General features: G+C 59.2%; 23 protein-coding genes. 6 read left to right on the top strand and 17 right to left on the bottom strand.

What is annotated here, in order from left to right; all coding sequences use genetic code 11:
- Positions 1-55: 55 nt before the first annotated feature.
- Together CKW20_RS08215 and ilvA are read right to left on the bottom strand one after the other, a co-directional pair.
- Positions 56-484, bottom strand: coding sequence for a DUF2269 domain-containing protein (locus tag CKW20_RS08215; RefSeq protein WP_095052485.1), 429 nt, complete (start codon positions 482-484; stop codon positions 56-58).
- 39 nt (positions 485-523) lie between these two features.
- Complete coding sequence (ilvA, locus tag CKW20_RS08210; RefSeq protein ID WP_095052484.1) at positions 524-2,038, bottom strand: threonine ammonia-lyase, biosynthetic; 1,515 nt, start codon at positions 2,036-2,038, stop codon at positions 524-526.
- Positions 2,039-2,362: 324 nt separating this feature from the next.
- Between ilvA and rpiA the strand changes: the two genes are divergently transcribed.
- Positions 2,363-3,037 (top strand): ribose-5-phosphate isomerase RpiA, encoded by a 675-nt coding sequence (rpiA, locus tag CKW20_RS08205; protein WP_095052483.1) that lies wholly within the window; start codon positions 2,363-2,365, stop codon positions 3,035-3,037.
- A 122-nt stretch (positions 3,038-3,159) separates the two neighbouring features.
- Here rpiA and CKW20_RS08200 read toward each other — a convergent pair whose 3' ends face one another.
- From CKW20_RS08200 to CKW20_RS08185, 4 genes are all read right to left on the bottom strand, one after another.
- Positions 3,160-4,077: an SdiA-regulated domain-containing protein gene (locus CKW20_RS08200; protein ID WP_095052482.1), complete on the bottom strand. Its 918-nt coding sequence runs from the start codon at positions 4,075-4,077 to the stop codon at positions 3,160-3,162.
- A 76-nt stretch (positions 4,078-4,153) separates the two neighbouring features.
- Positions 4,154-5,083 (bottom strand): SdiA-regulated domain-containing protein, encoded by a 930-nt coding sequence (locus CKW20_RS08195; RefSeq protein WP_095052481.1) that lies wholly within the window; start codon positions 5,081-5,083, stop codon positions 4,154-4,156.
- A gap of 241 nt (positions 5,084-5,324) precedes the next feature.
- Complete coding sequence (locus CKW20_RS08190) at positions 5,325-5,990, bottom strand: fumarylacetoacetate hydrolase family protein (protein WP_095052480.1); 666 nt, start codon at positions 5,988-5,990, stop codon at positions 5,325-5,327.
- A gap of 37 nt (positions 5,991-6,027) precedes the next feature.
- Positions 6,028-7,422 (bottom strand): FAD-binding oxidoreductase, encoded by a 1,395-nt coding sequence (locus CKW20_RS08185; protein ID WP_095052479.1) that lies wholly within the window; start codon positions 7,420-7,422, stop codon positions 6,028-6,030.
- A gap of 204 nt (positions 7,423-7,626) precedes the next feature.
- Between CKW20_RS08185 and serA the strand changes: the two genes are divergently transcribed.
- Positions 7,627-8,856 (top strand): phosphoglycerate dehydrogenase, encoded by a 1,230-nt coding sequence (gene serA, locus CKW20_RS08180; protein ID WP_095052478.1) that lies wholly within the window; start codon positions 7,627-7,629, stop codon positions 8,854-8,856.
- A gap of 57 nt (positions 8,857-8,913) precedes the next feature.
- On the opposite strand, the gene CKW20_RS08175 is transcribed toward serA, so the two are convergent.
- Positions 8,914-9,339: a DUF4399 domain-containing protein gene (locus CKW20_RS08175; RefSeq protein ID WP_095052477.1), complete on the bottom strand. Its 426-nt coding sequence runs from the start codon at positions 9,337-9,339 to the stop codon at positions 8,914-8,916.
- Positions 9,340-9,474: 135 nt separating this feature from the next.
- On the opposite strand from CKW20_RS08175, the gene CKW20_RS08170 reads away from it, so the two are divergent.
- Positions 9,475-10,047 carry a transporter substrate-binding domain-containing protein gene (locus CKW20_RS08170; protein ID WP_095052476.1) on the top strand — a complete coding sequence of 191 codons (573 nt, stop codon included), beginning with the start codon at positions 9,475-9,477 and terminating at the stop codon, positions 10,045-10,047.
- Positions 10,048-10,133: 86 nt separating this feature from the next.
- Here the strand turns inward: CKW20_RS08170 and CKW20_RS08165 are convergent, their stop codons facing one another.
- Both CKW20_RS08165 and CKW20_RS08160 read right to left on the bottom strand, forming a co-directional pair.
- Positions 10,134-10,616, bottom strand: a complete 483-nt coding sequence (locus tag CKW20_RS08165; RefSeq protein WP_095052475.1) for a DUF523 domain-containing protein — start codon at positions 10,614-10,616, stop codon at positions 10,134-10,136.
- 2 nt (positions 10,617-10,618) lie between these two features.
- Entirely contained in the window at positions 10,619-11,251 is a 633-nt protein-coding gene (locus tag CKW20_RS08160) for a 2OG-Fe(II) oxygenase (protein ID WP_095052474.1), read from the bottom strand.
- 133 nt (positions 11,252-11,384) lie between these two features.
- Here CKW20_RS08160 and CKW20_RS08155 point away from each other — a divergent pair, with 133 nt between their 5' ends.
- Complete coding sequence (locus CKW20_RS08155; protein WP_095052473.1) at positions 11,385-12,137, top strand: DUF2059 domain-containing protein; 753 nt, start codon at positions 11,385-11,387, stop codon at positions 12,135-12,137.
- Between the two features lie 61 nt (positions 12,138-12,198).
- Here the strand turns inward: CKW20_RS08155 and CKW20_RS08150 are convergent, their stop codons facing one another.
- Entirely contained in the window at positions 12,199-13,146 is a 948-nt protein-coding gene (locus CKW20_RS08150; protein ID WP_095052472.1) for an alpha/beta hydrolase, read from the bottom strand.
- 98 nt (positions 13,147-13,244) lie between these two features.
- On the opposite strand from CKW20_RS08150, the gene CKW20_RS08145 reads away from it, so the two are divergent.
- The gene (locus tag CKW20_RS08145) at positions 13,245-13,823 is read left to right on the top strand and encodes a DUF6436 domain-containing protein (RefSeq protein ID WP_095052471.1); all 579 of its coding nucleotides are present in this window, start codon (positions 13,245-13,247) and stop codon (positions 13,821-13,823) included.
- Between the two features lie 108 nt (positions 13,824-13,931).
- Positions 13,932-16,343, top strand: a complete 2,412-nt coding sequence (locus tag CKW20_RS08140) for a penicillin acylase family protein (RefSeq protein WP_095052470.1) — start codon at positions 13,932-13,934, stop codon at positions 16,341-16,343.
- A gap of 183 nt (positions 16,344-16,526) precedes the next feature.
- Here the strand turns inward: CKW20_RS08140 and CKW20_RS08135 are convergent, their stop codons facing one another.
- From CKW20_RS08135 to CKW20_RS08105, 7 genes are all read right to left on the bottom strand, one after another.
- On the bottom strand, positions 16,527-17,417 hold the full coding sequence (locus CKW20_RS08135) for an ABC transporter permease subunit (RefSeq protein ID WP_007897694.1): 891 nt from the start codon (positions 17,415-17,417) through the stop codon (positions 16,527-16,529).
- A complete protein-coding gene (locus tag CKW20_RS08130; protein WP_177318856.1) occupies positions 17,414-18,295 on the bottom strand; it encodes an ABC transporter permease subunit in 882 nt (293 codons plus the stop codon). The genes CKW20_RS08135 and CKW20_RS08130 overlap by 4 nt, the downstream gene beginning before the upstream one ends.
- A gap of 35 nt (positions 18,296-18,330) precedes the next feature.
- Complete coding sequence (locus tag CKW20_RS08125) at positions 18,331-19,473, bottom strand: ABC transporter ATP-binding protein (protein WP_095052468.1); 1,143 nt, start codon at positions 19,471-19,473, stop codon at positions 18,331-18,333.
- Positions 19,474-19,534: 61 nt separating this feature from the next.
- Positions 19,535-20,632: a polyamine ABC transporter substrate-binding protein gene (locus tag CKW20_RS08120; RefSeq protein WP_095052467.1), complete on the bottom strand. Its 1,098-nt coding sequence runs from the start codon at positions 20,630-20,632 to the stop codon at positions 19,535-19,537.
- 188 nt (positions 20,633-20,820) lie between these two features.
- Positions 20,821-21,918, bottom strand: a complete 1,098-nt coding sequence (locus tag CKW20_RS08115) for a polyamine ABC transporter substrate-binding protein (RefSeq protein WP_095052704.1) — start codon at positions 21,916-21,918, stop codon at positions 20,821-20,823.
- A 182-nt stretch (positions 21,919-22,100) separates the two neighbouring features.
- Positions 22,101-23,465, bottom strand: coding sequence for an aspartate aminotransferase family protein (locus CKW20_RS08110; protein ID WP_095052466.1), 1,365 nt, complete (start codon positions 23,463-23,465; stop codon positions 22,101-22,103).
- 58 nt (positions 23,466-23,523) lie between these two features.
- Positions 23,524-24,882, bottom strand: a complete 1,359-nt coding sequence (locus tag CKW20_RS08105; protein ID WP_095052465.1) for a glutamine synthetase family protein — start codon at positions 24,880-24,882, stop codon at positions 23,524-23,526.
- Positions 24,883-24,886 lie beyond the last annotated feature (4 nt).

The following is a 24,886-nucleotide window of genomic DNA, read 5'->3' as shown; positions in this document are numbered from 1 at the left end:
AAATCCAATGTAGGAGCGAGGCTTGCCCGCGATTGGGTCGACTCGGTCTGAAGCCTTAAACCGGCTTGGCCCCCATCAACCCCGCAATGGCGGTAAAGCAGACAAAACTGAACAACGCCAATGCAAACGTAAACTTCCCACTCCCCCCTGCGGGCGCCTTGCGCAGCCGATTGAGCCGCACCACCAGCCAGAACCAGCCCAACGCCGCCACGGTGTAGAGCACACTGGACGCCAGCAGCCAGGTCTGCCCCAACGGCCAGCCCACCAGATGCACCATCCACCAACCGGTGAACGGCATGCTCAGCAGTGCCAGGCCCATCAATAGCCAGATGAACACCAGCGGTCGTTGCAAGGTGCGGGCATGAGCCGTCGCATCACCGTTACGGCGTGCGCGCCAGACCCAGATCGCCAGCCCCAGTGCGCTGATCAACAGCACTACCGTCGCCACCATATGAGCGATTTTAAGGGTGGTTAACGTTTCCATTGTTCGATTTCCTTATTGCCTGCCGATCAGCGTAGCCGCTCAGCCGAGAAACAGCTTATAGGCCGGGTTGTCGCTTTCGTCCCAGTACGGATAGCCGATTTCTTCCAGCGCGGCCGGTACCAGGTGACGCTCGTCGTGCGGCACTTGCAGGCCCGCGACCACACGGCCATCCGCCGCGCCGTGGTTGCGGTAGTGGAACATCGAAATGTTCCAGCGCCCGCCGAGCTTGTTGAGGAAGTTGAACAACGCACCCGGACGCTCCGGGAACTCGAAGCGCAGCACCACTTCATCGACAACCTGGGCGGCACGCCCGCCAACCATATGACGGATGTGCAACTTGGCCAGTTCGTTGTCGGTCAGGTCGAGCACCGGGAAACCCTGCTCGGTGAGACTGGCGAGCAGCGCACTGCGCGGGTCGTTTTCCGGATGTGTCTGCACGCCGACAAAAATGTGCGCTTCACTGCCGGTGTTGTAGCGATAGTTGAACTCGGTGATCTGACGCTTGCCGATGGCTTCGCAGAACGCCTTGAAGCTGCCCGGTTTCTCGGGGATGGTCACGGCGATGATGGCTTCGCGGCCCTCGCCCAGTTCAGCGCGCTCGGCCACATGGCGCAGGCGGTCGAAGTTGACGTTGGCACCGGAATCAATGGCCACGAAGGTATGGCCCGTGACGCCCCGCTGCTCGACATACTTCTTGATCCCGGCCACGCCCAAGGCACCGGCAGGTTCAGTGATCGAGCGGGTATCGTCGTAGATATCCTTGATTGCCGCACAGATCTCATCGGTGCTGACAGTGATGACTTCGTCTACGTAATCTTTGCAGATATCGAAGGTGTGCTGGCCGATCTGCGCCACCGCGACGCCGTCGGCGAAGAGTCCCACGGTCGGCAGCACCACGCGCTCGCCGGCCGCCATGGCGGCTTGCAGGCAGTTGGAGTCATCCGGTTCGACGCCGATGATTTTGATGTCCGGGCGCAGGTATTTCACGTACGCCGCGATCCCGGCGATCAGCCCGCCGCCGCCCACCGGAACGAAGATCGCATCCAGGCGCCCCGGGTGCTGGCGCAGGATCTCCATGGCCACCGTGCCCTGCCCGGCAATGGTGTGGGGATCGTCATAAGGGTGGATGTAGACGTAGCCTTTTTCGTCGACCAGTTTCAGCGAGTAGGCCAGGGCTTCCGGGAACGAATCCCCGTGCAGCACCACTTTGCCGCCGCGCGAGCGCACGCCTTCGACCTTGATCTCCGGGGTGGTCTTGGGCATCACGATGGTCGCTTTCACGCCCAGTACCTTGGCCGCCAGGGCCAGGCCTTGTGCATGATTGCCCGCCGACGCGGTGACCACGCCGCGAGCGCGCTCTTCATCGCTCAGCTGCGTCAACTTGTTGTAGGCGCCGCGAATCTTGAACGAGAACACGGGCTGCAAGTCTTCACGCTTGAGCCAGATATCGTTGCCCAGCCGCTCGGAGAGCTGGCGGGCAGTCTGCAATGGGGTTTCTACGGCAACGTCATAAACGCGCGAGGTGAGGATCTTTTTGACGTACTGTTCGAGCATCGGAAAGCATCACTGAGCGGGTTGGGCAGGGCCAAGGAGTCTAACCCGGCTTTTGGGCGGGCGACCACACGAATCAAGAGGTTTTAGGCTCATCGAAAAGAGATCATGACCTGTAGGAGCGAAGCTTGCTCGCGAAGAACGATTACGCGGTGCGTCAGTTGTTACGTGTCGCTCCGTTCGCGGGCAAGCCTCGCTCCTACAGTTATCAGCTGTCGGGCAGCCGCAGGATGTGCGCATTTGACCCGCCAATCGGGCAATGACCTTCCCCATCGCGAGGCCTATAATGCCGGCCTTTCGTTCCCCTTTCGGCACTTCGGAGCCCGCATGACACAGGATCAACTCAAACAGGCCGTAGCCCAGGCCGCCGTCGACTTCATCCTCCCGAAACTCGACGACAAGAGCATCGTCGGGGTCGGCACCGGCTCCACCGCCAACTGCTTCATCGATGCCCTCGCCAAGCACAAAGGCGCATTCGATGGCGCGGTCGCCAGCTCCGAAGCCACCGCCGCCCGCCTCAAGGGCCATGGCATTCCGGTGTATGAACTCAACACCGTCAGCGACCTGGAGTTCTACGTCGACGGCGCCGATGAAAGCGACGAGCACCTGCACCTGATCAAGGGTGGTGGCGCAGCCCTGACCCGCGAGAAGATTGTCGCGGCGGTGGCCAAGACCTTCATCTGCATTGCCGACGCCAGCAAACTGGTGCCGGTCCTCGGTGCGTTCCCGCTGCCGGTGGAAGTGATCCCGATGGCCCGCAGCCATGTGGCCCGCGAACTGGTGAAACTCGGCGGCGACCCGGTTTACCGTGAAGGCGTGCTGACCGACAACGGCAACATCATCCTCGATGTATTCAACATGCAGATCACCAACCCGGTGGAGCTGGAAACTCAGATCAATGCGATCGTCGGCGTGGTCACCAACGGCTTGTTCGCAGCCCGCCCGGCTGACTTGCTGTTGCTGGGCACGAGCGAAGGCGTGAAAACCCTGCGCAGCCTGTAAGCCAAACGCAAACCCGTGTAGGAGCTGGCTTGCCAGCGAAGAGGCCATAACATTCAACATCTATGTTGACTGTTATACCGCTTTCGCTGGCAAGCCAGCTCCTACACGGGAACGCGTTGGCTTCAGGGCTGTGCCGGTTTTTTGAAAACGTAGAAAAGGTTCGGCTCGCTGACGAGGTACAGGGTGCCGTCATCGTCCATGGCGATACCTTCCGCCTGCGGCACAGTCTTCTGCAATCCCTGACGCCCCTTGCGCAGTGACAGGGTGGTCAGCGGCCGTCCGTCGATATCCAGCTCCAGGATCAATCTCGACTCATCGGACAGCGCCAGCAAATGGCCGCTGCGCTCGTCGTACTGCAGGCTCGACAGGTCTCGCACGAACATCCCGGCATCGCGCTTGGGGTTGTTCACCACATGCACCGCGTAGGATTTTTCCGGGTTGTAATGCGGAAACCCCTGCACTTCGTAAATCAGCATCGGGTCGCGCTCCTTGGCGACAAACAAGCGTTTGCCCACTGAGTCATAGGCCAACCCTTCAAACCCCTTATTGCCCCTCACGTGCACACCGAGGGTCATCTGCTCAGCGTCCGCGACATCGAGGAACGTCGTGTCCGTCTCCAGATGAACCTTGATCAGCCGTTGCTGGCGCTCGTCGGTGATCACGTAAGTGTCAGCACTGATGAACTCCACCGCCTCCGGGTCGCCAAACCCGACCAGCGCTACACGCCGCAGGATTTTGCCTTCCAGGGTCAACTCGATCAGTTCGGCATTTTTGTTGGTGACGGTGAACAGGCTTTTGCGCACAGGATCGTAGGTCAGCGCCGAAACATCATCGTCCAGACCGTCTATGACTCGCGCCTCGATCGCTACCTGATACTGATCCAGGCCGATGGACTGGGTATTCATCGGCTGCCATAACGCCTGCACATTGAACCAGGCGCGCTCGAACAGGCGCAGGTGCTGACCGATGGCAATCAGCCCGATCAGCACGATTACCGACAGGATCAGCATCAGGGATTTTGGACGGGCAAATCGGCGCATTCAGGCAAGCTCGGAAACAAGACGGGCGGATGAAATACCACGGCAGTGTGAATTCAAGCTTAATGGCATATGGCGATTATTTTTGCTTTTCGAAGCGGTAGAACAGGTTCGGCTCGCTGACCATGTACAGCGTTCCCGCTTCATCCATAGTCACGCCTTCGGCACGGGGAATGGTTTTTTTCAGACCATTGAAACCGCCGAGCAAGGTCATGAAGCTGACCTGCTCGCCCTTCTCGTCCAGCTCCAGCAACAGGTGAGAATCGGCGGACAACACCAGCGTATGACCGGTGCGTGGATCAATGGCCAGGGCCGACAGATTGCGGATATCCAGTTCGTCGCTGGACTGCTTTTGCTTGTCGCCCTTGAGGGTCTGGCTGCCGTCGCTTTTCCAGCTGAACAGCGCCGGTGGACGCTCTTCACCCAGCAGCAGTTGCTGGTTGCGCGTATCCCAGACGATCGCCTCAAAGGCTTTATTCTGGTTTTTCGACGGACCAAGATCGTATTTCGGGAAACTGGCAATATTCAGTTCGCGAGTATCGGCATCGACCTTGACGATGGAAAGCACGTGTTTGCGCTCATCGGTAATCGCCAGCAAACCGTTGCCCATGACCGTCACCCCTTCCGGGTTGCCCCAACCCACCAGCGGCATCTTGCGCAACACATCGCCCTGCAACGTCAGCTCAACCAGGAACGGATTCTTGCCCATCACCGCAAACAGGGTTTTGGTCTGCGGGTCATAAGACAGGTCCGACGCTTCATCCTCCTCCATGCCCGGCAGCAGCTTGGCGTCGATCACCGCCCGGTAATCCGGCAGCCAGACACTCTCCAGACGTTCGGCCGGGCTTTCGAAACGCTCCATTACCCAGAGCACGCCGCGATCGTCCCAGTGCATCGCAAACACGAGGCCATACACGGCGGCCACCACCAGTAAAAACCAGGAATACCAACGCATGACAAAGCGCGAGCGGCGGGCAGTTTTCAGCTTGGGCAGCGGTTGGGTGGTCATGCGCGGATGCGTTCCAGAAATTCAGGCTATGGGTAATAGCACATTGAGACTGGCTCAGACGCCAGAAGCCCCGGAATTATCCAGACAAAATGTGAAAAAAACGGGAAATGGCTGAAAAGCTCAGAGCACAATCCCCTGTAGGAGCTGGCTTGCCAGCGAAGGCGGCCTGAAGCCAACATCATCGTTAAATGTGACAGCCTCTTCGCTGGCAAGCCAGCTCCTCCAGGGGTTTTGCGTTGGGTCAGAGGACGCTGCTGGTGAAGCGGCTGGCGCCCGGCAGTTCGAGCACCAGTTCGTCACCGACATTCAGCGGACCAACGCCCACCGGCGTGCCGGTGAGGATCACGTCACCGGCCTGCAGCGAGAAGCAGCCGGCCATGTACTGGATCATCGGCACGATCGGATTGAGCATGTCCTTGCTGTTGCCATCCTGGCGGACTTCGCCATTGATGGTCAGGCGGATACCGATGTCGGTCAGGTCGACGAAGGTGCTGCCAGCCACGAACGGCGCAATCACCGCCGCGCCATCGAAGGATTTGGCGATTTCCCACGGCAGCCCCTTGGCTTTCAGCTCGGCTTGTTTGTCGCGCAGGGTCAGGTCCAGGGCCGGGGCGATGCCGGAGATGGCGTCCAGCACTTCTTCACGGCTCGGTTTGGTCGACAACGGCTTGCCGATCAACACGGCGATTTCCGCTTCGTAATGCACCGAGCCACGTTCGGTCGGAATGCTGAAACCACCTTCCAGCGGCACCACGCAACTGCCCGGCTTGATGAACAGCAGTGGTTCGGTAGGCACCGGATTGTCCAGTTCCTTGGCATGTTCGGCGTAGTTGCGGCCGATGCACACCACTTTCCCCAGCGGAAAGTGAATACGCGTCCCGTCGACATACTGGTGCTGATAGCTCATTACCGACTCCTGCTTCGTGCTCTTTAGGTTCGAAGAATCAAACAGCGAAAATCTTGCCCGGGTTCATGATGCCGTTCGGGTCGAACACCGCTTTGACGGCTTTCATGTACTCGATCTCAACCGGTGAGCGACTGTAGGTCAAGTAATCACGCTTGGTCATGCCCACGCCATGCTCGGCGGAAATCGAACCGTTGTACTTCTCGACGGTTTCGAACACCCACTTGTTGACGGTCGCGCACTTGGCGAAGAACTCGTCCTTGCTCAGGTTATCCGGCTTGAGAATGTTCAAGTGCAAGTTGCCATCGCCGATGTGGCCGAACCAGACGATTTCGAAATCCGGGTAGTGTTCGGCGACGATCGCATCGATTTCCTTCAGGAACGCCGGGACTTTCGACACAGTGACTGAAATGTCGTTTTTGTATGGCGTCCAGTGGGAGATGGTTTCGGAGATGTACTCGCGCAGCTTCCAGAGGTTCTGCAACTGGCTTTCGCTCTGGCTCATCACGCCATCCAGCACCCAGCCCTGCTCGACGCAGTGTTCGAAAGTTTCCAGGGCGTGGTTGGCCACTTCTTCAGTTGTCGCTTCGAATTCCAGCAGCGCGTAGAACGGGCAATCGGATTCGAACGGGGCCGGCACATCGCCGCGCGCCATGACCTTGGCCAGGGCTTTATCAGAGAAGAACTCGAATGCGGTCAGGTCAAGCTTGCTCTGGAACGCGTGCAACACCGGCATGATCGAATCGAAATCGGCGGTGCCGAGCACCATCGCGGTGAGATTTTTCGGCGCACGATCCAGGCGCATGGTCGCTTCAACCACGAAACCGAGCGTGCCTTCGGCGCCGATAAACAGCTGGCGCAGGTCGTAGCCAGTGGCGTTCTTGATCAAGTCTTTGTTCAATTCCAGCAGATCGCCCTTACCGGTGACGACTTTCATGCCGGCCACCCAGTTGCGGGTCATGCCATAGCGAATGACCTTGATTCCGCCTGCATTGGTGCCGATATTGCCACCAATCTGACTGGAACCTGCCGAGGCGAAGTCCACCGGGTAGTACAGACCGTGCTCTTCGGCCTTGTTCTGCAATTGTTCGGTGACCACGCCCGGCTGACAAACGGCCGTGCGGTCAGTCAGGTTCACGTCGAGGATCTGATTCATGTAGTCGAAGGACACGACCACTTCGCCATTGGCTGCCACGGCGGCAGCGGAAAGCCCGGTACGACCGCCGGATGGTACCAGCGCAACCTTGTGTTCGTTGGCCCAACGGACAATGGCCTGGACTTGCTCGATGGTCTTGGGGAACACAATGGCTGTCGGGGCCGGGGCGAAATGCTTGGTCCAATCCTTGCCGTAAGCATTCAGGGAGTCGGCATCGGTCAGCACCTTGCCAGGCTCAACCAAGGTCTTCAGCTCATCAATCAGGGCAGGATTGGTCATCGACAGAACTCTCGAACAATTCATGGTCATCCTGAAGACGCTTCACGTCGCAGGAACGAGTGTTTAGCAGGGCGCATATGCTAGCATACCGACCCCGCAGGATAGTGCCCAACGGCTGCTCTGCGGCGACGGCTGTCATGCCGCTCGGGTCAGCGTCTGCTGGCTATCTCCTGCCAATTTTCTCCGGGATACAGGTTTACGCAGATGAGCAAGACTTCTCTCGATAAGAGCAAGATCAAGTTCCTTCTTCTCGAAGGCGTCCACCAATCGGCTGTCGACGTCCTCAAGGCGGCGGGCTACACCAGCATCGAGTACCTCACAGGTTCTCTGCCGGAAGCCCAGCTGAAGGAAAAGATCGCTGATGCTCACTTCATCGGCATTCGCTCCCGTACTCAACTGACCGAAGAGATCTTCGATCACGCGAAGAAACTGGTGGCTGTCGGCTGTTTCTGCATCGGCACCAACCAGGTCGACCTCGGCGCAGCTCGTGAACGCGGCATCGCGGTGTTCAACGCGCCGTACTCCAACACCCGCTCCGTCGCCGAGCTGGTGCTGGCCGAGGCGATCCTGTTGCTGCGCGGCATTCCTGAGAAGAACGCTTCCTGCCACCGTGGCGGCTGGATCAAGAGCGCAGCCAACTCCTTCGAAATTCGTGGCAAAAAGCTGGGTATCGTCGGTTACGGCTCGATCGGTACTCAATTGTCGGTGCTGGCTGAAGGCCTGGGCATGCAGGTGTATTTCTACGACACCGTGACCAAGCTGCCATTGGGCAACGCTACCCAGGTCGGTAACCTGCACGAGCTGCTGGGCATGTCCGATATCGTCACCCTGCACGTTCCGGAAACCGCTGCCACCCAGTGGATGATCGGCGAGAAGGAAATCCGCGCCATCAAGAAGGGCGGCATTCTGATCAACGCAGCTCGCGGCACTGTGGTCGAGCTGGACGCCTTGGCGGACGCGATCAAGGACAAGCACCTGATCGGCGCGGCCATCGACGTTTTCCCGGTGGAGCCGCGCTCCAACGAAGAAGAGTTCGAAAGCCCGCTGCGTGGCCTGGACAACGTGATCCTGACCCCGCACATCGGTGGTTCCACCGCTGAAGCGCAGGCCAACATCGGTCTGGAAGTGGCGGAAAAACTGGTCAAGTACAGCGACAACGGTACGTCGGTATCGTCCGTGAACTTCCCGGAAGTGGCTCTGCCGGCTCACCCTGGCAAGCACCGTCTGCTGCACATCCACGAGAACATTCCGGGTGTGATGAGCGAGATCAACAAGGTCTTCGCCGAAAACGGCATCAACATTTCCGGTCAGTTCCTGCAGACCAACGAGAAAGTCGGCTACGTGGTGATCGACGTAGACGCCGAATACTCGGACCTGGCGCAAGAGAAGCTGCAGCACATCAACGGCACTATCCGTAGCCGCGTGTTGTTCTGATCGCGACTTGAGTGACAAAAAAGGGAGCTCCTTGGAGCTCCCTTTTTCATGCACGCGTTATTTGACGTTAACGGTGATCTTCTCAGAAACGATCGGCGGATCGAACGGCATGTGGCCGCTATCGCCCAATTCCAACTGCAACGTGTGCTTGCCCGGCGTCAGTTTTACTTCAGCCTGGGTCTGCGCCTTGCCGAAGTGCAGGTGGTTGGCATCGTTCGGAATCGGAGCTCCGGCGGCGGGGAGTTTGTCGACATCAATCAGCAAATGGTGATGGCCAGTGTTTTTGGTGACATCGCCCGCAGGCGCCAGCGCGATGTTTTCGACAGCGAACTTGACGACGACAGTCTGCGGAACCGTCGCTCCGTCTTTAGGAGACACGATAGACACTCCAGCACCTTTCGGAGCCGGCGTGGCAGCACTGGCCAGCAGTGAAACGCCCATCAGCAGGCCAGCCAATGCTGCACGTGACATAAAGGTTTTCATTCTCTTCTCCAGTTTTTCCGTAAAATTCGCTCGACCGTGACAACTTCACAGCCATTCGTTGTCGAAGGCACACGACAACCATAGCAAAGCGAGCCTGAACAGAGCGTCGCGATAAATGAATTCAAAGGAGTGACCATGCGATTTTTGCCTGGCCTGATTTGCCTGCTACCCCTTTTGAGCCCTTTGGCTCATGCCGAACTGATTGACGATGTAAACGATCGCGGCGAATTGCGCATTGCCCTTGAGGCTAATACACCGCCCTTCAATTTCAAGGAGGACGACAAACTGACCGGGTTCGAGGTCGAGCTGGGGCAGTTGCTGGCCGCTGAGCTGGATGTGCGCGCCGACTTTGTCGTCACCGATTCCAATGATTTGCTGACCGGCGTCGAAAGTGGCAAATACGACATCGCCATCAACCACATTACAGCGAGCCCGGCGCTCACGGAGCGTTTCGACTTCAGCCAACCTTACATTCAAACCAATGCGCAATTGATCGCGCAGAAAGAAGAACCGCGCTCAATACTGCTGGTGCAGTCGCTCACAGAGGAAAAGCCGAAAGCCAGCCAGACCGTGAGCCTGGCGATTCCGTTTCAGAAGGGTAACCCGGCATTTCATGCCAGCCTGGAAAACGCGCTGCAGCGGATCAAGGCGGATGGTCGGCTGGAAGCGTTGTCGCAGAAGTGGTTGGAGGCGACCCCGAAACCCTGAGCCCCCTGTAGGAGCTGGCTTGCCAGCGAAGGCGGTCTGAATGCCAGCATCATCGTTGAATGTGATGGCCTCTTCGCTGCCAGCTCCTACAGGATTTGCAGGGCTACCGCTGCTTGTGACAGCTCCAGTTCGCTGAACACCTGGACACCATTGCGCTTGAGCAACGCAGCGGTGACCCCTTCGCCACTGACCTTCACGCCTCTGAACGTCCCGTCATAGGTCAACAGATTCCCGCAAGACGGACTGTTGGCCTTGAGCACAGCAATGCGGATGCCGTGCTGTTGCACCAGTTCCAGCGCCTGATAAGCCCCCGAAAGAAACTCGGCACTGACGTCCTCGCCCTTAGTGGTGATGACCGATGCAAGGCCATCAAGCACTTCACCGCCCTGCCCGCCCGGAATCTCCGCCGCGGCTCTTGGCGTCGGCAAACCACCGGCGACTTCCGGGCACAACGGCACCACCCGGCCTTCGGCAATCCACTGCTCCAACAGATTGAATGGCCCACTGGCGCCTCCGTCGTAACGGACGCGGTGACCGAGCAAACAACGGCTTACCAGAATCTTTTGCATGATCAGAACGGCTCGTTGCCACGACGGCGAAACCAGCCCGTCAACGACAGGCGATCTCGGGTCGCGGGCAGGACTTCGTGGGGGACTTCGCCCGACAGGAACACCACCAGGCATCCGCCGGTGGGCACCACATCGTGTTCGACGCCTTCGTTCAGGTACATGCGCAGCTGGCCGCCATGCTCGGGCAGCCAGCCGTCATTGAGATAGATCACCGCCGAGACCATGCGCCGGTCGTCGTCGCGAAAACGGTCGACATGCTTGAGGTAGAAAGCGCCGGGCGGGTACAGGGCGAAATGGCTTTCGTAATCTTCCAGGCCCAGAAACAAATCGCGATTCATCGCCTCACGCAGACTGTCCATCAACCCTAGATAGCGGTCGCACGCCTCGGCCTGACCGGGTTCGAGCCACTGAATATGGTCGCCGCGAATGCCCTCGCGGATCTCCGAAAACGGCCCGCGCCCCACAGCGGCTGGAGCGAGTTCGCCCTCCGCAGCACGTTTTCGGCACTCGGCCGCCAGCGCCCGGGTCAGATCCAGAGGCAGGAAAATATTCTGCTGCGACCAGCCGCGCTCAGCCAGGTCGTCGACGATACGTAACAGCAGCGGATGATCAGAGGATATTTGCATGGCGCGCATAGTATTCCTGTGCCCGCGAATCCGACAGAGCCACGCAGCGGAGGATTGGTCGGATAAGGCACTCAACCTGATACGAATTCTCGACAAGTACGAATACCCCACGGAGAATAGTCGCCTGCTGACAGGAGTCCCTATGCGTCGCTTGCTTTTCTCACTGTTGATGTTCTGCGTTTTGCCCGCCTGGGCGGACGGCCACGACCAGTTGTACAAGGTCGCCGGTTGGCCAGAACAACGCGCGCATTTCAACGATGCTCTCTCGGCCGCTCAGCAGCGTTACCAGAACAGCCTGCCGCCGGCGGTGTTTCAGGCCCTGGTCAACAACAGCAATCAACGTTTCGCCCCCAAGGCCATGGACCAGCGCGCCGAAGCGCAACTGCGCAAGAAACTCGCCGATCCGAAACCTGCACTGACCTTCTTTCAATCGCCCTTGGGCAAGAAAATCATCGCCGCCGAACTGCTGGCGACCCGTCGCGATCAATTGGCGAAAAACGCCAAGGGCTTGCCGAAAATGCAGGCCAGCGATAACCGTCAACTCATCATCGGTCACTTGGCCCAGGCCCTGCCCGCCCGCGAGGCCGGCGCTGAAGTCAGCCTGGCGATCGCGGGCGTGGCGGCCGACAGCCTGAGCTCGATGATCCCCGGCCTGCTCGGCGGCGGTCAGGCTCAAGGCATGTTGAATGGTCAGCGCCAGCGCCTGATGGAGCAAATCGGCGCTGACCTGAACAACACACTGCTGTATGTCTATCGCGACCTGACGGATGAAGAGCTGGAAGAGTTCGCGACCTTTGCCGAGTCCACTGAAGGCAAGGCTTACTATCAAGCGGCATTGGCGGCGATTCGGGCGGGGTTGGCGGTGGGACAGAGTACGTCGAGCCTTGCCCAGTAGTTTTTGGCGCCTGTGAAATTGCCTTCGCGATCCGACTTGCCCGCGAAGGCAATCGAAAATGTCACCGCCGATCCCGACTCATCCGCCTGGTCAAAAACCCGAAATACTCCTGCCGCAACCCCGGAGCCTCATTCGCCAGATGATGCCGCGCTTCAGGCAGCATCAGCACCTGAGGCCGATCGAACTTGCCCCGCAACACCTCAAGGTTGTGTTGCCAATCCACGGTCATGTCCGCCTGCCCCTGCACGATCAGCGGCCGCCGCGGACTCTTCGGTGCCGCTTCGATGCGCTTGATCCACCGCCCCAGCGCACCGACCCAGGCCGTTGGCAGACGCAGCGGCTGCAACGGATCGGCTTGCAGGAACGCCAGGAAGTCAGGGTCGTTGGAGTTCTCGCTGAAACGCCGGGCGATGCCTTTGACGAACGGCTTGAGCAGGTAATAACTGAGCTTCGACCAGCCCCAGGCTCGCGGCCGCACCAGGGGCGACAGCAGAATCACCTGCCCTTGGGCGGGACTGCTCGCGCCCTGATTGAGCACATGATCGATCACAATCGCCCCGCCGGTGCTTTGCCCGCACAAGTGCCAAGGCTGCGGAAGGCCCAGCGATTGCGCCTCGGCCAATAGCCCTTGCAGCGTGCTCTGATACTCGGCGAAGTCCTTGATGCTCGCCCGCTCGCCACTGGACAGGCCATGCCCCGGCAGATCACAGGCGATCACCGCAAAACCCTGGCCCAGCGCCCACTCGATCACATGCCGATAGAGCCCGGTGTGATCGTAGAAGCCGTGAAACAGAAACAGCGTCGCCTTCGCCCGCTCGGGCCACCAGAGCTGGCTGACCACTTCATAGCCATCGACCTCGAAACGCCCCAAGCCGCTGCGCAAGGTTCGCTGCGCAAAATCCAGTCCATAAAAATGCTGATAGGCCATGGCTTCCGTCGACAGCGGCTGCCACTCGGCCAATGGCCGCAGGCTGGCACGCAAATGATCGGGGTCGAAAGTGGCAGGCATGGGCTATTCCAGAGCGCGAAACGGACTTTATGGGCCTGCGATATTCATCTGTCGCGGCAAGCATGGCAAGCTAGCCGACCTTCGAGGATTGAAACCCCATGCGCCCGGCCTACCGCACCACACTGCTTGCCAGCCTGCTCGCCCTTGTGTGTGCCGGCGTGCTGTGGGCCGCCTATGACTGGTTTCAGGGGCGCTATCTGCGCACCTTCAGTTCGCACACTGCGGTGTTCTCCGGCGACCCCTTGCGCCTGCCGGACGAACTCGCCGGCCCCGGCGCCATTCGCCTGGTGCACTTCTGGGACCCGGCTTGCCCGTGCAATGTCGGCAACCAACAACACCTGACCGAACTGGTTGAGCAGTATGCACCACAAGGCGTCGAGTTCTATGCGGTCCAAAAGCCCGGCAGCCATGGTCAATTGCCCAGCACGTTGAGTCGCCTCAAAACCATCACTGTCCTGCCAGGCTCTGAACAGATCCCTGCCAGCCCAGCGGTGGCGATCTGGGACCGCAGTGGCAGGCTGGCGTATTTCGGTCCGTACAGCGAAGGCCTGACCTGCAACTCGAGCAACAGTTTTATCGAGCCCATCCTGCAAGCGCTGAACGAAGGCCGGACGGTGAATGCAACGCACACACTGGCGGTGGGTTGCTACTGCCCGTGGCCGAACGAAGTGAAGTGAAGTAAGGCATTCCTGACTTTTCCAGGACCGTGATGCCCGGCACAGGAGGTCTGTGCTACACGTTTGCAGCCCACATGGGCGGCAATCCCGAAAGAACAAGGAGTCACCATGAAACGCGCCCTGACCGTACTTGCCTTGCTGATCGTCGTGCTCGTCGCCGGGGGCGGCTGGTACGTGTACAGCAAGCAACCGACGCGCCAGGGCCAGGTGCAATTGCAACACCTGCAAGGTTCGGTGACCGTGCGCTACGACGTGCGCGGCGTGCCGCATATCCGTGCCGAAAACGAAACCGACCTCTACCGCGCCCTCGGCTACGTGCACGCCCAGGACCGACTGTTCCAAATGGAAGCCATGCGGCGCCTGGCCCGTGGTGAGCTGGCCGAGGTCCTCGGCCCGAAACTGATCGACACCGACAAACTGTTTCGCAGCTTGCGCATCCGCGAACGGGCTGAAAGTTACGTGGCCGCGCTGGATCGTCAGTCGCCGGCGTGGAAGGCCCTGCAAGCCTATCTGGACGGCATCAATCAATATCAGGACAGCCACGCTGCGCCGGTAGAGTTCGATGTGCTGGGAATTCCCAAGCGCCCTTTCACCGCCGAAGACAGCATCAGCATCGCCGGCTACATGGCCTACAGCTTTGCCGCGGCATTTCGCACCGAACCCTTGCTGACCTATGTGCGCGACCAACTGGGCGCCGAGTACCTGAACATCTTCGATCTGGACTGGCAGCCCAAGGGCGTGCTGGCCAAAGGGCGGACCAACCCTGCGCCGGCTCTCACCGCCAATGACTGGAAGGGTCTGAACGCCCTCGCCCGTTTGAGTGAGCAAGCCTTGGCCGACAACGGTCTGCCGCAATTCGAAGGCAGCAATGCCTGGGTGATTTCCGGCAACCGCAGCAAAAGCGGCAAGCCGCTGCTGGCCGGTGATCCGCACATTCGCTTCTCGGTGCCGTCGGTGTGGTACGAAGCGCACCTGTCGGCGCCGGGCTTCGAGCTCTATGGCTACCATCAGGCGCTGGTGCCGTTTGCGTTTCTTGGCCACAACCTGGACTTCGGCTGGAGCCTGACGATGTTCCAGAACGACGATCTGGACCTGATCGCCGAGAAGGTCAACCCGGACAACCCGAATCAGGTCTGGTATCGCGGCCAATGGGTCGACATGGTCAACACCGAACAACAGATCGCGGTCAAAGGCCAGTCACCGGTCACGCTGACCCTGCGCCAATCGCCCCACGGTCCGATCATCAACGATGCGCTTGGCACTGCCGCCGGCAAGACACCGGTCGCGATGTGGTGGGCCTTCCTCGAGACGCCGAATCCGATCCTCGACGGTTTCTACCAGCTCAACCGCGCCGACACGCTGGCCAAGGCCCGCGCCGCGTCGGCCAAGGTTCAGGCTCCGGGGCTGAACATCGTCTACGCCAATGCCAAGGGCGACATCGGTTGGTGGGCCTCGGCGCTGTTGCCTAAACGTCCGGCCGGAGTGAAGCCCGGCTTCATCCTCGATGGCAGTACCTCTGAAGCGGACATGGAAGGGTTTTATCCGTTCAGCGCCAACCCACAGGAAGAGAACCCGGCGCGAGGCTATATCGTCTCGGCCAACTTCCAGCCAGTATCACCGACTGGCCTGGAGATTCCCGGTTACTACAATCTCGCCGATCGCGGTCAGCAGCTCAATCGTCAACTCAGCGACAAGAACGTGAAGTGGGACAACGAGGCCAACCAGAAGCTGCAACTGGGCACCACCACCGACTACGGTCCGCGTTTGCTGGCGCCGTTGCTACCAGTACTGCGTGAAGTGGTGAGCGATCCCGCCGAGCTGAAATGGGTGGAACAACTGGCGCAGTGGAGCGGTGATTACCCGCTGGACTCCATCAGCGCCACTCTGTTCAACCAGTTCTTGTTCAACCTCACCGACGCGGCAATGCGCGATGAACTGGGTAATGATTTCTTCGAAACGCTGCTCCCGACCCGGGTGATTGATGCCGCACTGCCGCGTCTGGCGGCCTCCGCCGACTCACCGTGGTGGGACAACCGCAACACCCCCGGCAAGGAAACCCGCGCCGATACGGTCAAGGTTGCCTGGCAAGCGAGCATGGCTCATCTCAAGACCACCTTGGGCGCTGATTACACACAATGGCAGTGGGGCAAGGCGCACACTCTGACTCATGGGCATCCGCTGGGGACGCAGAAACTGCTGGAGCGGATCTTCAACGTCGGGCCATTCGCGGCGCCCGGCACCCATGAAGTGCCGAACAACCTCTCGGCCAAGATCGGTCCGGCACCGTGGCCTGTGACTTACGGCCCATCGACGCGACGGCTGATCGACTTCGCCGACCCGGCCCACAGCCTGACCATCAACCCGGTCGGCCAGAGCGGTGTGCCCTTCGACAACCACTATGCCGATCAGGCCGAGGCGTATATCGAAGGAGTTTACTACCAGGCGCATTTCAATGATGAAGAAGTGACGGCCAATACCCGCAGTACGTTGAAGCTGTTGCCAGCGCGGGCTGCGCAGTAGATTTTTGTTAGCCGGGCTGACGCCTTCGCGGGCAAGCCTCGCTCCTACGGTTTTGGGTAGATCGTCATTGTGTGAACGACACAAAACCGTAGGAGCGAGGCTTGCCCTCGAAGAGGCCCTTAAGACCAATACACATCTGGCCTTACCATCGCCGCAAAATTCTGAAGCATAAAGTCAGCGGTTTTAAGCCGCTTCCGGCGCCTGCGCCCGGCGCACGTCCGGTTGTTTCCAGGAGTCGGCGGCGCCTTCTTCGATGGCCTGCTGGATCGCACGCTTGCGAATCTCTTCGGCACGACGGCTGAAGTACCAGACCAGGAATGTCACCAGCGACACCGCCAGCAGAATCAGGCTGGCCACGGCGTTGATCTCAGGCTTCACGCCCAGGCGCACCGCCGAGAACACTTCCATCGGCAGGGTCGTGGAACCCGGACCGGACACGAAGCTCGCCAGCACCAGGTCATCCAGAGACAAGGCGAACGACATCATCCCACCCGCCGCCAGCGACGGCGCGATCATTGGAATGGTGATCAGGAAGAACACCTTCCACGGCCGCGCACCGAGGTCCATGGCCGCTTCTTCAATCGACAGGTCCAGCTCACGCAAGCGCGCCGACACCACCACCGCCACATACGCCGCACAGAACGTAGTGTGGGCGATCCAGATGGTGACGATGCCGCGCTCCTGTGGCCAACCGATCATCTGCGCCATGGCCACGAACAGCAGCAACAGCGACAGACCGGTGATCACTTCCGGCATCACCAGCGGCGCGGTGACCAGACCACCGAACAGCGTGCGGCCCTTGAAGTGGGTGATGCGGGTCAGCACGAAGGCCGCCAGCGTCCCCAGTGCCACCGCGGCAATCGCCGTGTAGCAGGCGATTTCCAGCGAGCGCACCACCGAGCCCATCAGTTGCGTGTTGTCCATCAAGCCCACGTACCACTTGATCGACCAGCCGCCCCACACCGTCACCAATTTCGAGGCGTTGAACGAGTAGATCACCAGGATCAGCATCGGCGCGTAGATGAACAGCAAACCCGCTACCAGCATGAAACTTGAGAAACGGAAGCGCTTCATTCCTTGCCCTCCATTTCTTTGGCCTGACTACGGTTGAACAGGATGATCGGCACAATCAGGATCGCCAGCATCACCACTGCAAGCGCTGATGCCACCGGCCAGTCACGGTTGTTGAAGAATTCTTGCCAGAGCACTTTACCGATCATCAGGGTTTCCGGACCGCCGAGCAGTTCCGGGATCACGAACTCGCCCACCACCGGGATGAACACCAGCATGCAGCCTGCGATGATGCCGTTTTTCGACAGCGGCACGGTGATCTTCCAGAAACTGTTGAAGGTGCTCGAACCCAGGTCGGATGCGGCTTCCAGCAGGCTGGTGTCGTGTTTGACCAGGTTGGCGTAGAGCGGCAGGATCATGAACGGCAGATAGGAGTAAACGACCCCGATATAGACCGCGAGGTTGGTGTTGAGGATCTGCAGCGGCTCGTCGATCCAGCCCATGCTCATCAGAAAACCATTGAGCAGACCGTTGTTGCTGAGAATGCCCATCCACGCATACACGCGGATCAGAATCGCGGTCCAGGTCGGCATCATGATCAGCAGCACCAGCACCGTTTGCAGCTCTTTGCGGGCGCTGGCAATGGCGTAGGCCATCGGGTAGCCGATCAATAGACAGAGGACGGTGCTGATCAGCGCCATCTTCAACGAGCCGAGGTAAGCGGCAATGTACAACTCGTCGTCGCCGAGCATCGCGTAGTTGCTCAGGTTAAGCAGCACCTGGAGCTTCTGGTCGATGAAGCTGTAGATCTCTGTGTATGGCGGAATGGCCACGTCGGCTTCGGCGAAGCTGATCTTCAAGACGATGAAGAACGGCAGCATGAAGAACAGGAACAGCCAGATGAACGGAACCCCGATGACCAGCTGACGGCCACCGGGAATTATTCGATCGAGCCGGCGTTTGAGTTTGCGCATGTTCATGAGCGAAGTACCACGCCGCTGTCGTCTTCCCAGTACACGTAAACCTGGTCACCCCAGGTTGGGCGCTGGCCGCGGCGCTCGGCGTTGGCGACGAAGGACTGCACCAGCTTGCCGCTTGGCAATTCGACGTAGAACACCGAGTGGCCGCCGAGATAGGCGATGTCATGGACCTTGCCGCTGGACCAGTTGTGTTCGCAGGTCGGCATGTCGGCCGTTACCAGCAGTTTTTCCGGACGGATCGCGTAGGTCACGGATTTGTCCTGCACCGACGTGCTGATGCCATGGCCCACGTAGATGTTGCGGTCCAGGTCCTTGCAGGTGATCAGCGCGTGGCCCTCGGCGTCGTCCACCACTTCGCCTTCGAAGATGTTGACGTTGCCGATGAATTCGCAGACCAGACGGCTGGTCGGGGTTTCGTAGATGTCGATCGGGCTGCCGATCTGGGCGATCCAGCCCAGGTGCATGATCGCGATGCGCTCGGCCATGGTCATGGCCTCTTCCTGGTCGTGGGTCACCATCACGCAGGTCACGCCGACCCGCTCGATGATCTCGACCAGTTCCAGCTGCATTTGCGAGCGCAGCTTCTTGTCCAGCGCGCCCATCGGTTCGTCGAGCAGCAACAGCTTCGGCCGCTTGGCCAACGAACGCGCCAGCGCCACACGCTGACGCTGGCCACCGGACAACTGATGGGGTTTGCGCTTGGCGTACTGGCTCATCTGCACCAGCTTGAGCATCTCGGCCACGCGAGCGTCGACTTCAGCCGACGGAATCTTGTCCTGCTTGAGGCCGAAGGCGATGTTCTGCGCCACGGTCATGTGCGGGAACAAGGCGTAGGACTGGAACATCATGTTGATCGGCCGCTCGTACGGCGGCATGTCCGTGATGTCTACGCCATCGAGGAAAATGCGCCCCTCCGTGGGCCGTTCGAAACCTGCCAGCATCCGCAGCAAGGTGGATTTGCCCGAACCCGAGCCGCCGAGCAGGGCGAAGATTTCGCCTTTCTTGATTTCCAGGGACACGTCGTCCACGGCAATCGTCTCGTCGAACTTTTTCGTGACCCGGTCGATTTTGACCAGCACCTGTTTAGGTGTCTGGTCGCCCTCGAGGGCTTTCTTATAGGCGCCGGAGGCAACTGCCATTTACGAAACTCCCAACAGAATTTGCAGTTCGCTCAACGTGGCGAACCTGGATAGTTTGACGCTATTTGCCCGACTTGACCTTGGTCCAGCTGCGCGTCATGAGTCGTTGAATCTTGGGTGGCAACTCTGAGTTGACATACAGCTTGTCGACGACAGCCTGCGAGGGATAGACCGCCTCATCCGTGCGTACAGCCTGATCCATCAACTCGCCCGCCTTCGGGTTGGGGTTGGCGTAGCCGACGGAATCACTGACCTTGGCGATTACCTCAGGCTTGAGCAAATAGTTGATGTAGGCATGAGCCTCTTTGACATTGGTGGCGTCCCGGGGAATGGCCAGCACGTCGAACCAGAGGTTGCCGCCCTCGTTGGGAATCACGTAGGCAATGTCGATGCCCTTGTTGGCTTCGGCGGCCCGCGCCTTGGCCTGGAACACATCGCCGGAGAAACCGGCGGCCACGCAGATCTCGCCATTGGCCAGGTCGGAGATGTATTTGGACGAGTTGAAGTAGGTCACGTAAGGCCGAATCTTGAGGAGTTGGGCCTCGGCCTTCTTGTAGTCTTCAGGGTTCTGGCTGTTGGGATCCAGGCCCAGGTAATTAAGCATCGCCGGGATCATCTCATCACCCGAGTCGAGGAATGAAACGCCGCAGCTGGACAGCTTCTTGATATTTTCCGGTTCGAACAGCATGGCCCACGAATCGATCTTGTCGACGCCGAGAACCGCCTTGATCTTCCCGACGTTGTAACCGATGCCATTGGTGCCCCACAGATACGGCACGGCGTATTGATTACCCGGATCATTCTTCTCCAGACGCTTGAGCAGCACCGGGTCGAGGTTGGAATAGTTGGTCAGCTTCGATTTATCGAGCTTCTGGAAAGCCCCGGCCTTGATCTGCTTGCCGAGGAAGTGGTTGGACGGCACGACCACGTCATAACCGGTACGCCCGGCCAGCAACTTGCCTTCCAGGGTTTCGTTGGAATCGAATACGTCATACACCGGTTTGATACCGGTTTCTTTCTGAAAGTCGGCCAGGGTGGTCTCACCGATGTAGTCCGACCAGTTATAAATATGCACTGTGCCGGCAGCTTGAACGCCGACGGTAACTGTCAGCCCGACACTGACCAACAGGGCATTACGCAACAAAGAAAAAATAGGCAAGTGGAGGTCCTCTAAAATGAGTTGGGCCCAAGTTGCCCCGCGTTACATGACAGCCATGGCTGCCTGGCAACAAAACCGGCGCGCAACTTACCCTCGAAAAACCGTTCCAGCAAAACTTTCTGACATTTAATTTTCCCTGTTGCCGCCGCCGCGCAGGCGACGGCAACAGGTAGTTACCTCAAACCGGCTTATTTACCGGATTTGATCTTGGTCCAGCTGCGCGTCAGGATCCGCTGGGTGGCGGCCGGTAAGTCGGCAATCGCGTACAGCTTGGCCAACACTTCCGCTGGCGGGTAGATGCCTGGATCGCTGGTGATTTCTTTATCGACCAGAGGGGTGGCCGCCGCGTTGCCGTTCGGGAATTGCACGGCGTTGGTGATTTCGGCCATGATTTCCGGCTTCTGCAGGAAGGTCATGAACTTGTAGGCGCCTTCGACGTTTTCGGCATCTTTAGGGATGGCGACCATGTCGTAGAAGCTACCGGCACCTTCTTTCGGAATGTTGTAACTGACTTTCACCTTGTCACCGGCTTCAGCAGCGCGAGCCTTGGCCTGGTAAATGTCACCGGAGTAACCCACGGCGACGCAGATGTTGCCGTTGGCCAGGTCGGAGATGTACTTGGACGAGTGGAAGTAGCCCACCGAAGGACGAATCTTCAGGAACAGCGCTTCGGCTTCGGCCAGTTGTTTCTTGTCCTGGCTGTCGGTTGGATAGCCCAGGTAATGCAACGCTACCGGAATCATCTCGGTTGGCGAATCGAGGAAGCTGATACCGCACGCCTTCAACTTGGCAGCGTTTTCAGGTTTGAACAGCAAGTCCCAGGAGTTGGTTGGCGCATCGGCACCCAGTGCAGCCTTGACCTTCTCGGCGTTGAAGCCGATACCGATCGAACCCCACATGTAAGGGAACGCGTGTTCGTTGCCCGGGTCGCTCACCGATACCGCTTTGAGCAGGTCCGTGTTCAGGTTTTTCCAGTTAGGCAGCTTGGACTTGTCCAGCTTCTGGTAAACACCGGCCTTGATCTGCTTGGCCAGGAAGTTGTTCGACGGTACGACGATGTCGTAGCCGGACTTGCCTGCCAACAGCTTGGCTTCGAGGGTTTCGTTACTGTCGAACACGTCGTAGACGACTTTGATGCCCGACTCGGCTTCGAACTTCTTGACGGTATCCGGCGCGATGTAATCGGACCAGTTGTACACGTGCAGCACTTTGTCGTCAGCCTGAACGGCGCCCGCCATCACGCCCATCAGGGACATGGCGAGGAGGGTCTTGCCAGCTATCTTCATACCTAATGCCTTCATGGGTAATGCTCCAGTTTTTCTTTTTAACCACGTGCTCAGTGGCCTGTTACAGGGCATCCGAACAACCGTTAGTCTGGCAAGATCCAAGGCAGGCTTTCAAGGAAAGACCCATCCTTTGTTTGCACTGAGCGAAGTGCACACTTCACACCTCGCTCAGAGCCTAGCACTTAGCCCTGTAACGCACTCAGGGTCAGGTCCAGGCACTTACGTGCTTTTGTTACCAGCTCATCGATTTCAGCCGGTGTAATCACCAGTGGCGGAGCAATAATCATGGTGTCGCCGACGGCGCGCATGATCAGGCCGTTTTCGAAGCAGAACGTGCGGCAGATCATGCCGGCGCCCTTGCCTTCGTGACGTTTGCGGGTGGCTTTGTCCTGAACCAGTTCGATGGCCCCCAACAGACCGACCCCACGCACTTCCCCCACCAACGGGTGATCGCTCAGTTCCCGTAGACGCTTTTGCAAATAGGGTGCCGTTTCTGTGCGTACGCGCTCGACAATTTTCTCGTCGCGCAGGATGCGGATGTTTTCCAGCGCCACCGCAGCGGCCACCGGGTGCCCGGAATACGTGAAACCGTGGTTGAAATCACCGCCTTCGTTGAGTACCTCGACCACGTCGTCATGCACGATCAGGCCACCCATAGGGATGTAGCCGGACGTCAGGCCTTTGGCGATGGTCATCATGTGGGGTTTGAGGTCATAGAAATCGCTACCGAACCATTCACCGGTGCGGCCGAAACCGCAGATCACTTCGTCGGCCACGAACAGAATGTCGTATTTGGCGAGGATTTCCTTGATGCGCGGCCAGTAGCTGTCTGGCGGAATGATCACGCCGCCGGCGCCCTGGATCGGCTCGGCAATAAAGGCACCGACGTTGTCGACGCCGACCTCCAGAATCTTCTCTTCCAGCTGATTGGCCGCCCAGATACCGAACTCGTTCGGGGTCATGTCGCCGCCTTCGCCGAACCAGTACGGCTGGGCGATGTGGACGATGCCCGGGATCGGCAAGTCGCCCTGTTCGTGCATGTACGTCATGCCGCCCAGGCTCGCGCCGGCCACGGTGGAACCGTGATAGCCGTTCTTGCGACTGATGATGACTTTCTTCTTCGGCTGCCCCTTGATCGCCCAGTAGTGGCGAACCATCCGCAGCATGGTGTCGTTGCCTTCGGAACCGGAGCCGGTGAAGAACACGTGATTCATGCCTTCAGGCGCAACGTCGGCAATCACCTTGGCCAGCTCCAGCACCGGCGGGTGAGCCGTCTGGAAGAACAGGTTGTAATAAGGCAGTTCGCGCATCTGCTTGCTGGCGGCATCGGCCAATTCATCACGACCGTAACCGATCGCGACGCACCACAGGCCGGCCATGCCATCGAGGATCTTGTTGCCTTCGCTGTCCCAGAGGTAAACGCCCTTGGCATGGGTGATGATCCGCGGGCCTTTCTCTTTCAGCTGCTTGAAGTCGCTGAACGGGGCCAGGTGGTGATCGCTGCTCAGGGCTTGCCATTCACGGGTTTGCGGGTTGTTGCTGGTCATGCGAATTCTCCTTGGATTCCAATGAAAGGCGCGGCGATTTACAGCCGCGCCCGGCGCATCAGACGGCGAAGAGCAGGAATTCCCGCTCCCACGAACTGATCACGCGCTTGAAGTTTTCATGCTCGGCCCGCTTGACCGCGACGTAGCCCGTGATGAATTTCTTGCCCAGGTACTTTTCGATGGTCTTGCTGTTTTCCATGCGATCCAGAGCGTCTTCGATGGTCAACGGCAGGCGCAGGTTGCGCCGCTCATAGCCACGACCCACGACCGGAGGACTCGGGTTATGCCCTTCGACCATGCCGATAAAGCCGCACAACAGGCTGGCGGCGATGGCCAGGTAAGGGTTGGCATCGGCACCCGGCAGACGGTTTTCCACCCGACGGTTCTGCGGCCCGGCATCCGGAACCCGCAGACCCACGGTACGGTTCTCTTCACCCCACTCCACGTTCACCGGTGCCGAGGTATCCGGCAGGAAGCGGCGGAACGAGTTGACGTTGGGTGCGAACAACGGCAGCAGCTCAGGAATAAATTTCTGCAAGCCGCCGATGTGGTTGAGAAACAACTGGCTCATGGTCCCGTCTTCATTGGAGAAAACGTTTTTGCCGGTCTCGATACTGATGATGCTCTGGTGCAAGTGCATGGCGCTGCCCGGCTCGCCGGTCATGGGCTTGGCCATGAAGGTCGCCGCCACGTTGTGCTTGAGCGCGGCTTCGCGCATGGTGCGTTTGAACACCAGAATCTGGTCGGCCAGGGACAGGGCATCGCCATGACGGAAGTTGATTTCCATCTGCGCGGTGCCGTCCTCGTGGATCAGCGTGTCGAGGTCCAGCTCTTGCAGTTCGCACCAGTCGTAGACGTCTTCGAACAATGGATCGAATTCGTTCGCCGCTTCAATCGAGAAGGACTGGCGACCGGTTTCCGGACGACCGGAACGGCCGATCGGCGGTTGCAGCGGGTAGTCCGGGTCATCACTGCGTTTGGTGAGGTAGAACTCCATTTCCGGCGCCACGATCGGCTGCCAGCCGTGGTCGGCGTAGAGTTTCAGCACCTTCTTGAGCACGTTGCGCGGCGACAACTCGATCGGGTTACCCTGCTTGTCGTAGGTATCGTGGATCACCTGGGCGGTGGGCTCGATGGCCCAAGGCACCAGAAACACCGCGTTCTGGTCGGGGCGGCAGATCATGTCGATGTCGGCCGGGTCGAGCAGTTCGTAATAGATGTCGTCTTCGACATAGTCGCCGGTAACGGTCTGCAACAGAACGCTTTCAGGCAGACGCATGCCTTTTTCGGCAATGAACTTGTTGGTCGGCGAAATCTTGCCCCGGGTGATGCCGGTCAAGTCGCCAATCATGCATTCGACTTCTGTGATCTTGTGGTCTTTCAACCAATCGGTGAGCTGGTCGAGGTTGTTACTCATAAAT

Origin of the sequence: Pseudomonas sp. Irchel s3b2 (assembly GCF_900187445.1) — a bacterium.
GTDB lineage: Bacteria > Pseudomonadota > Gammaproteobacteria > Pseudomonadales > Pseudomonadaceae > Aquipseudomonas.
This window is presented reverse-complemented; position numbering and strand designations above follow the sequence as displayed.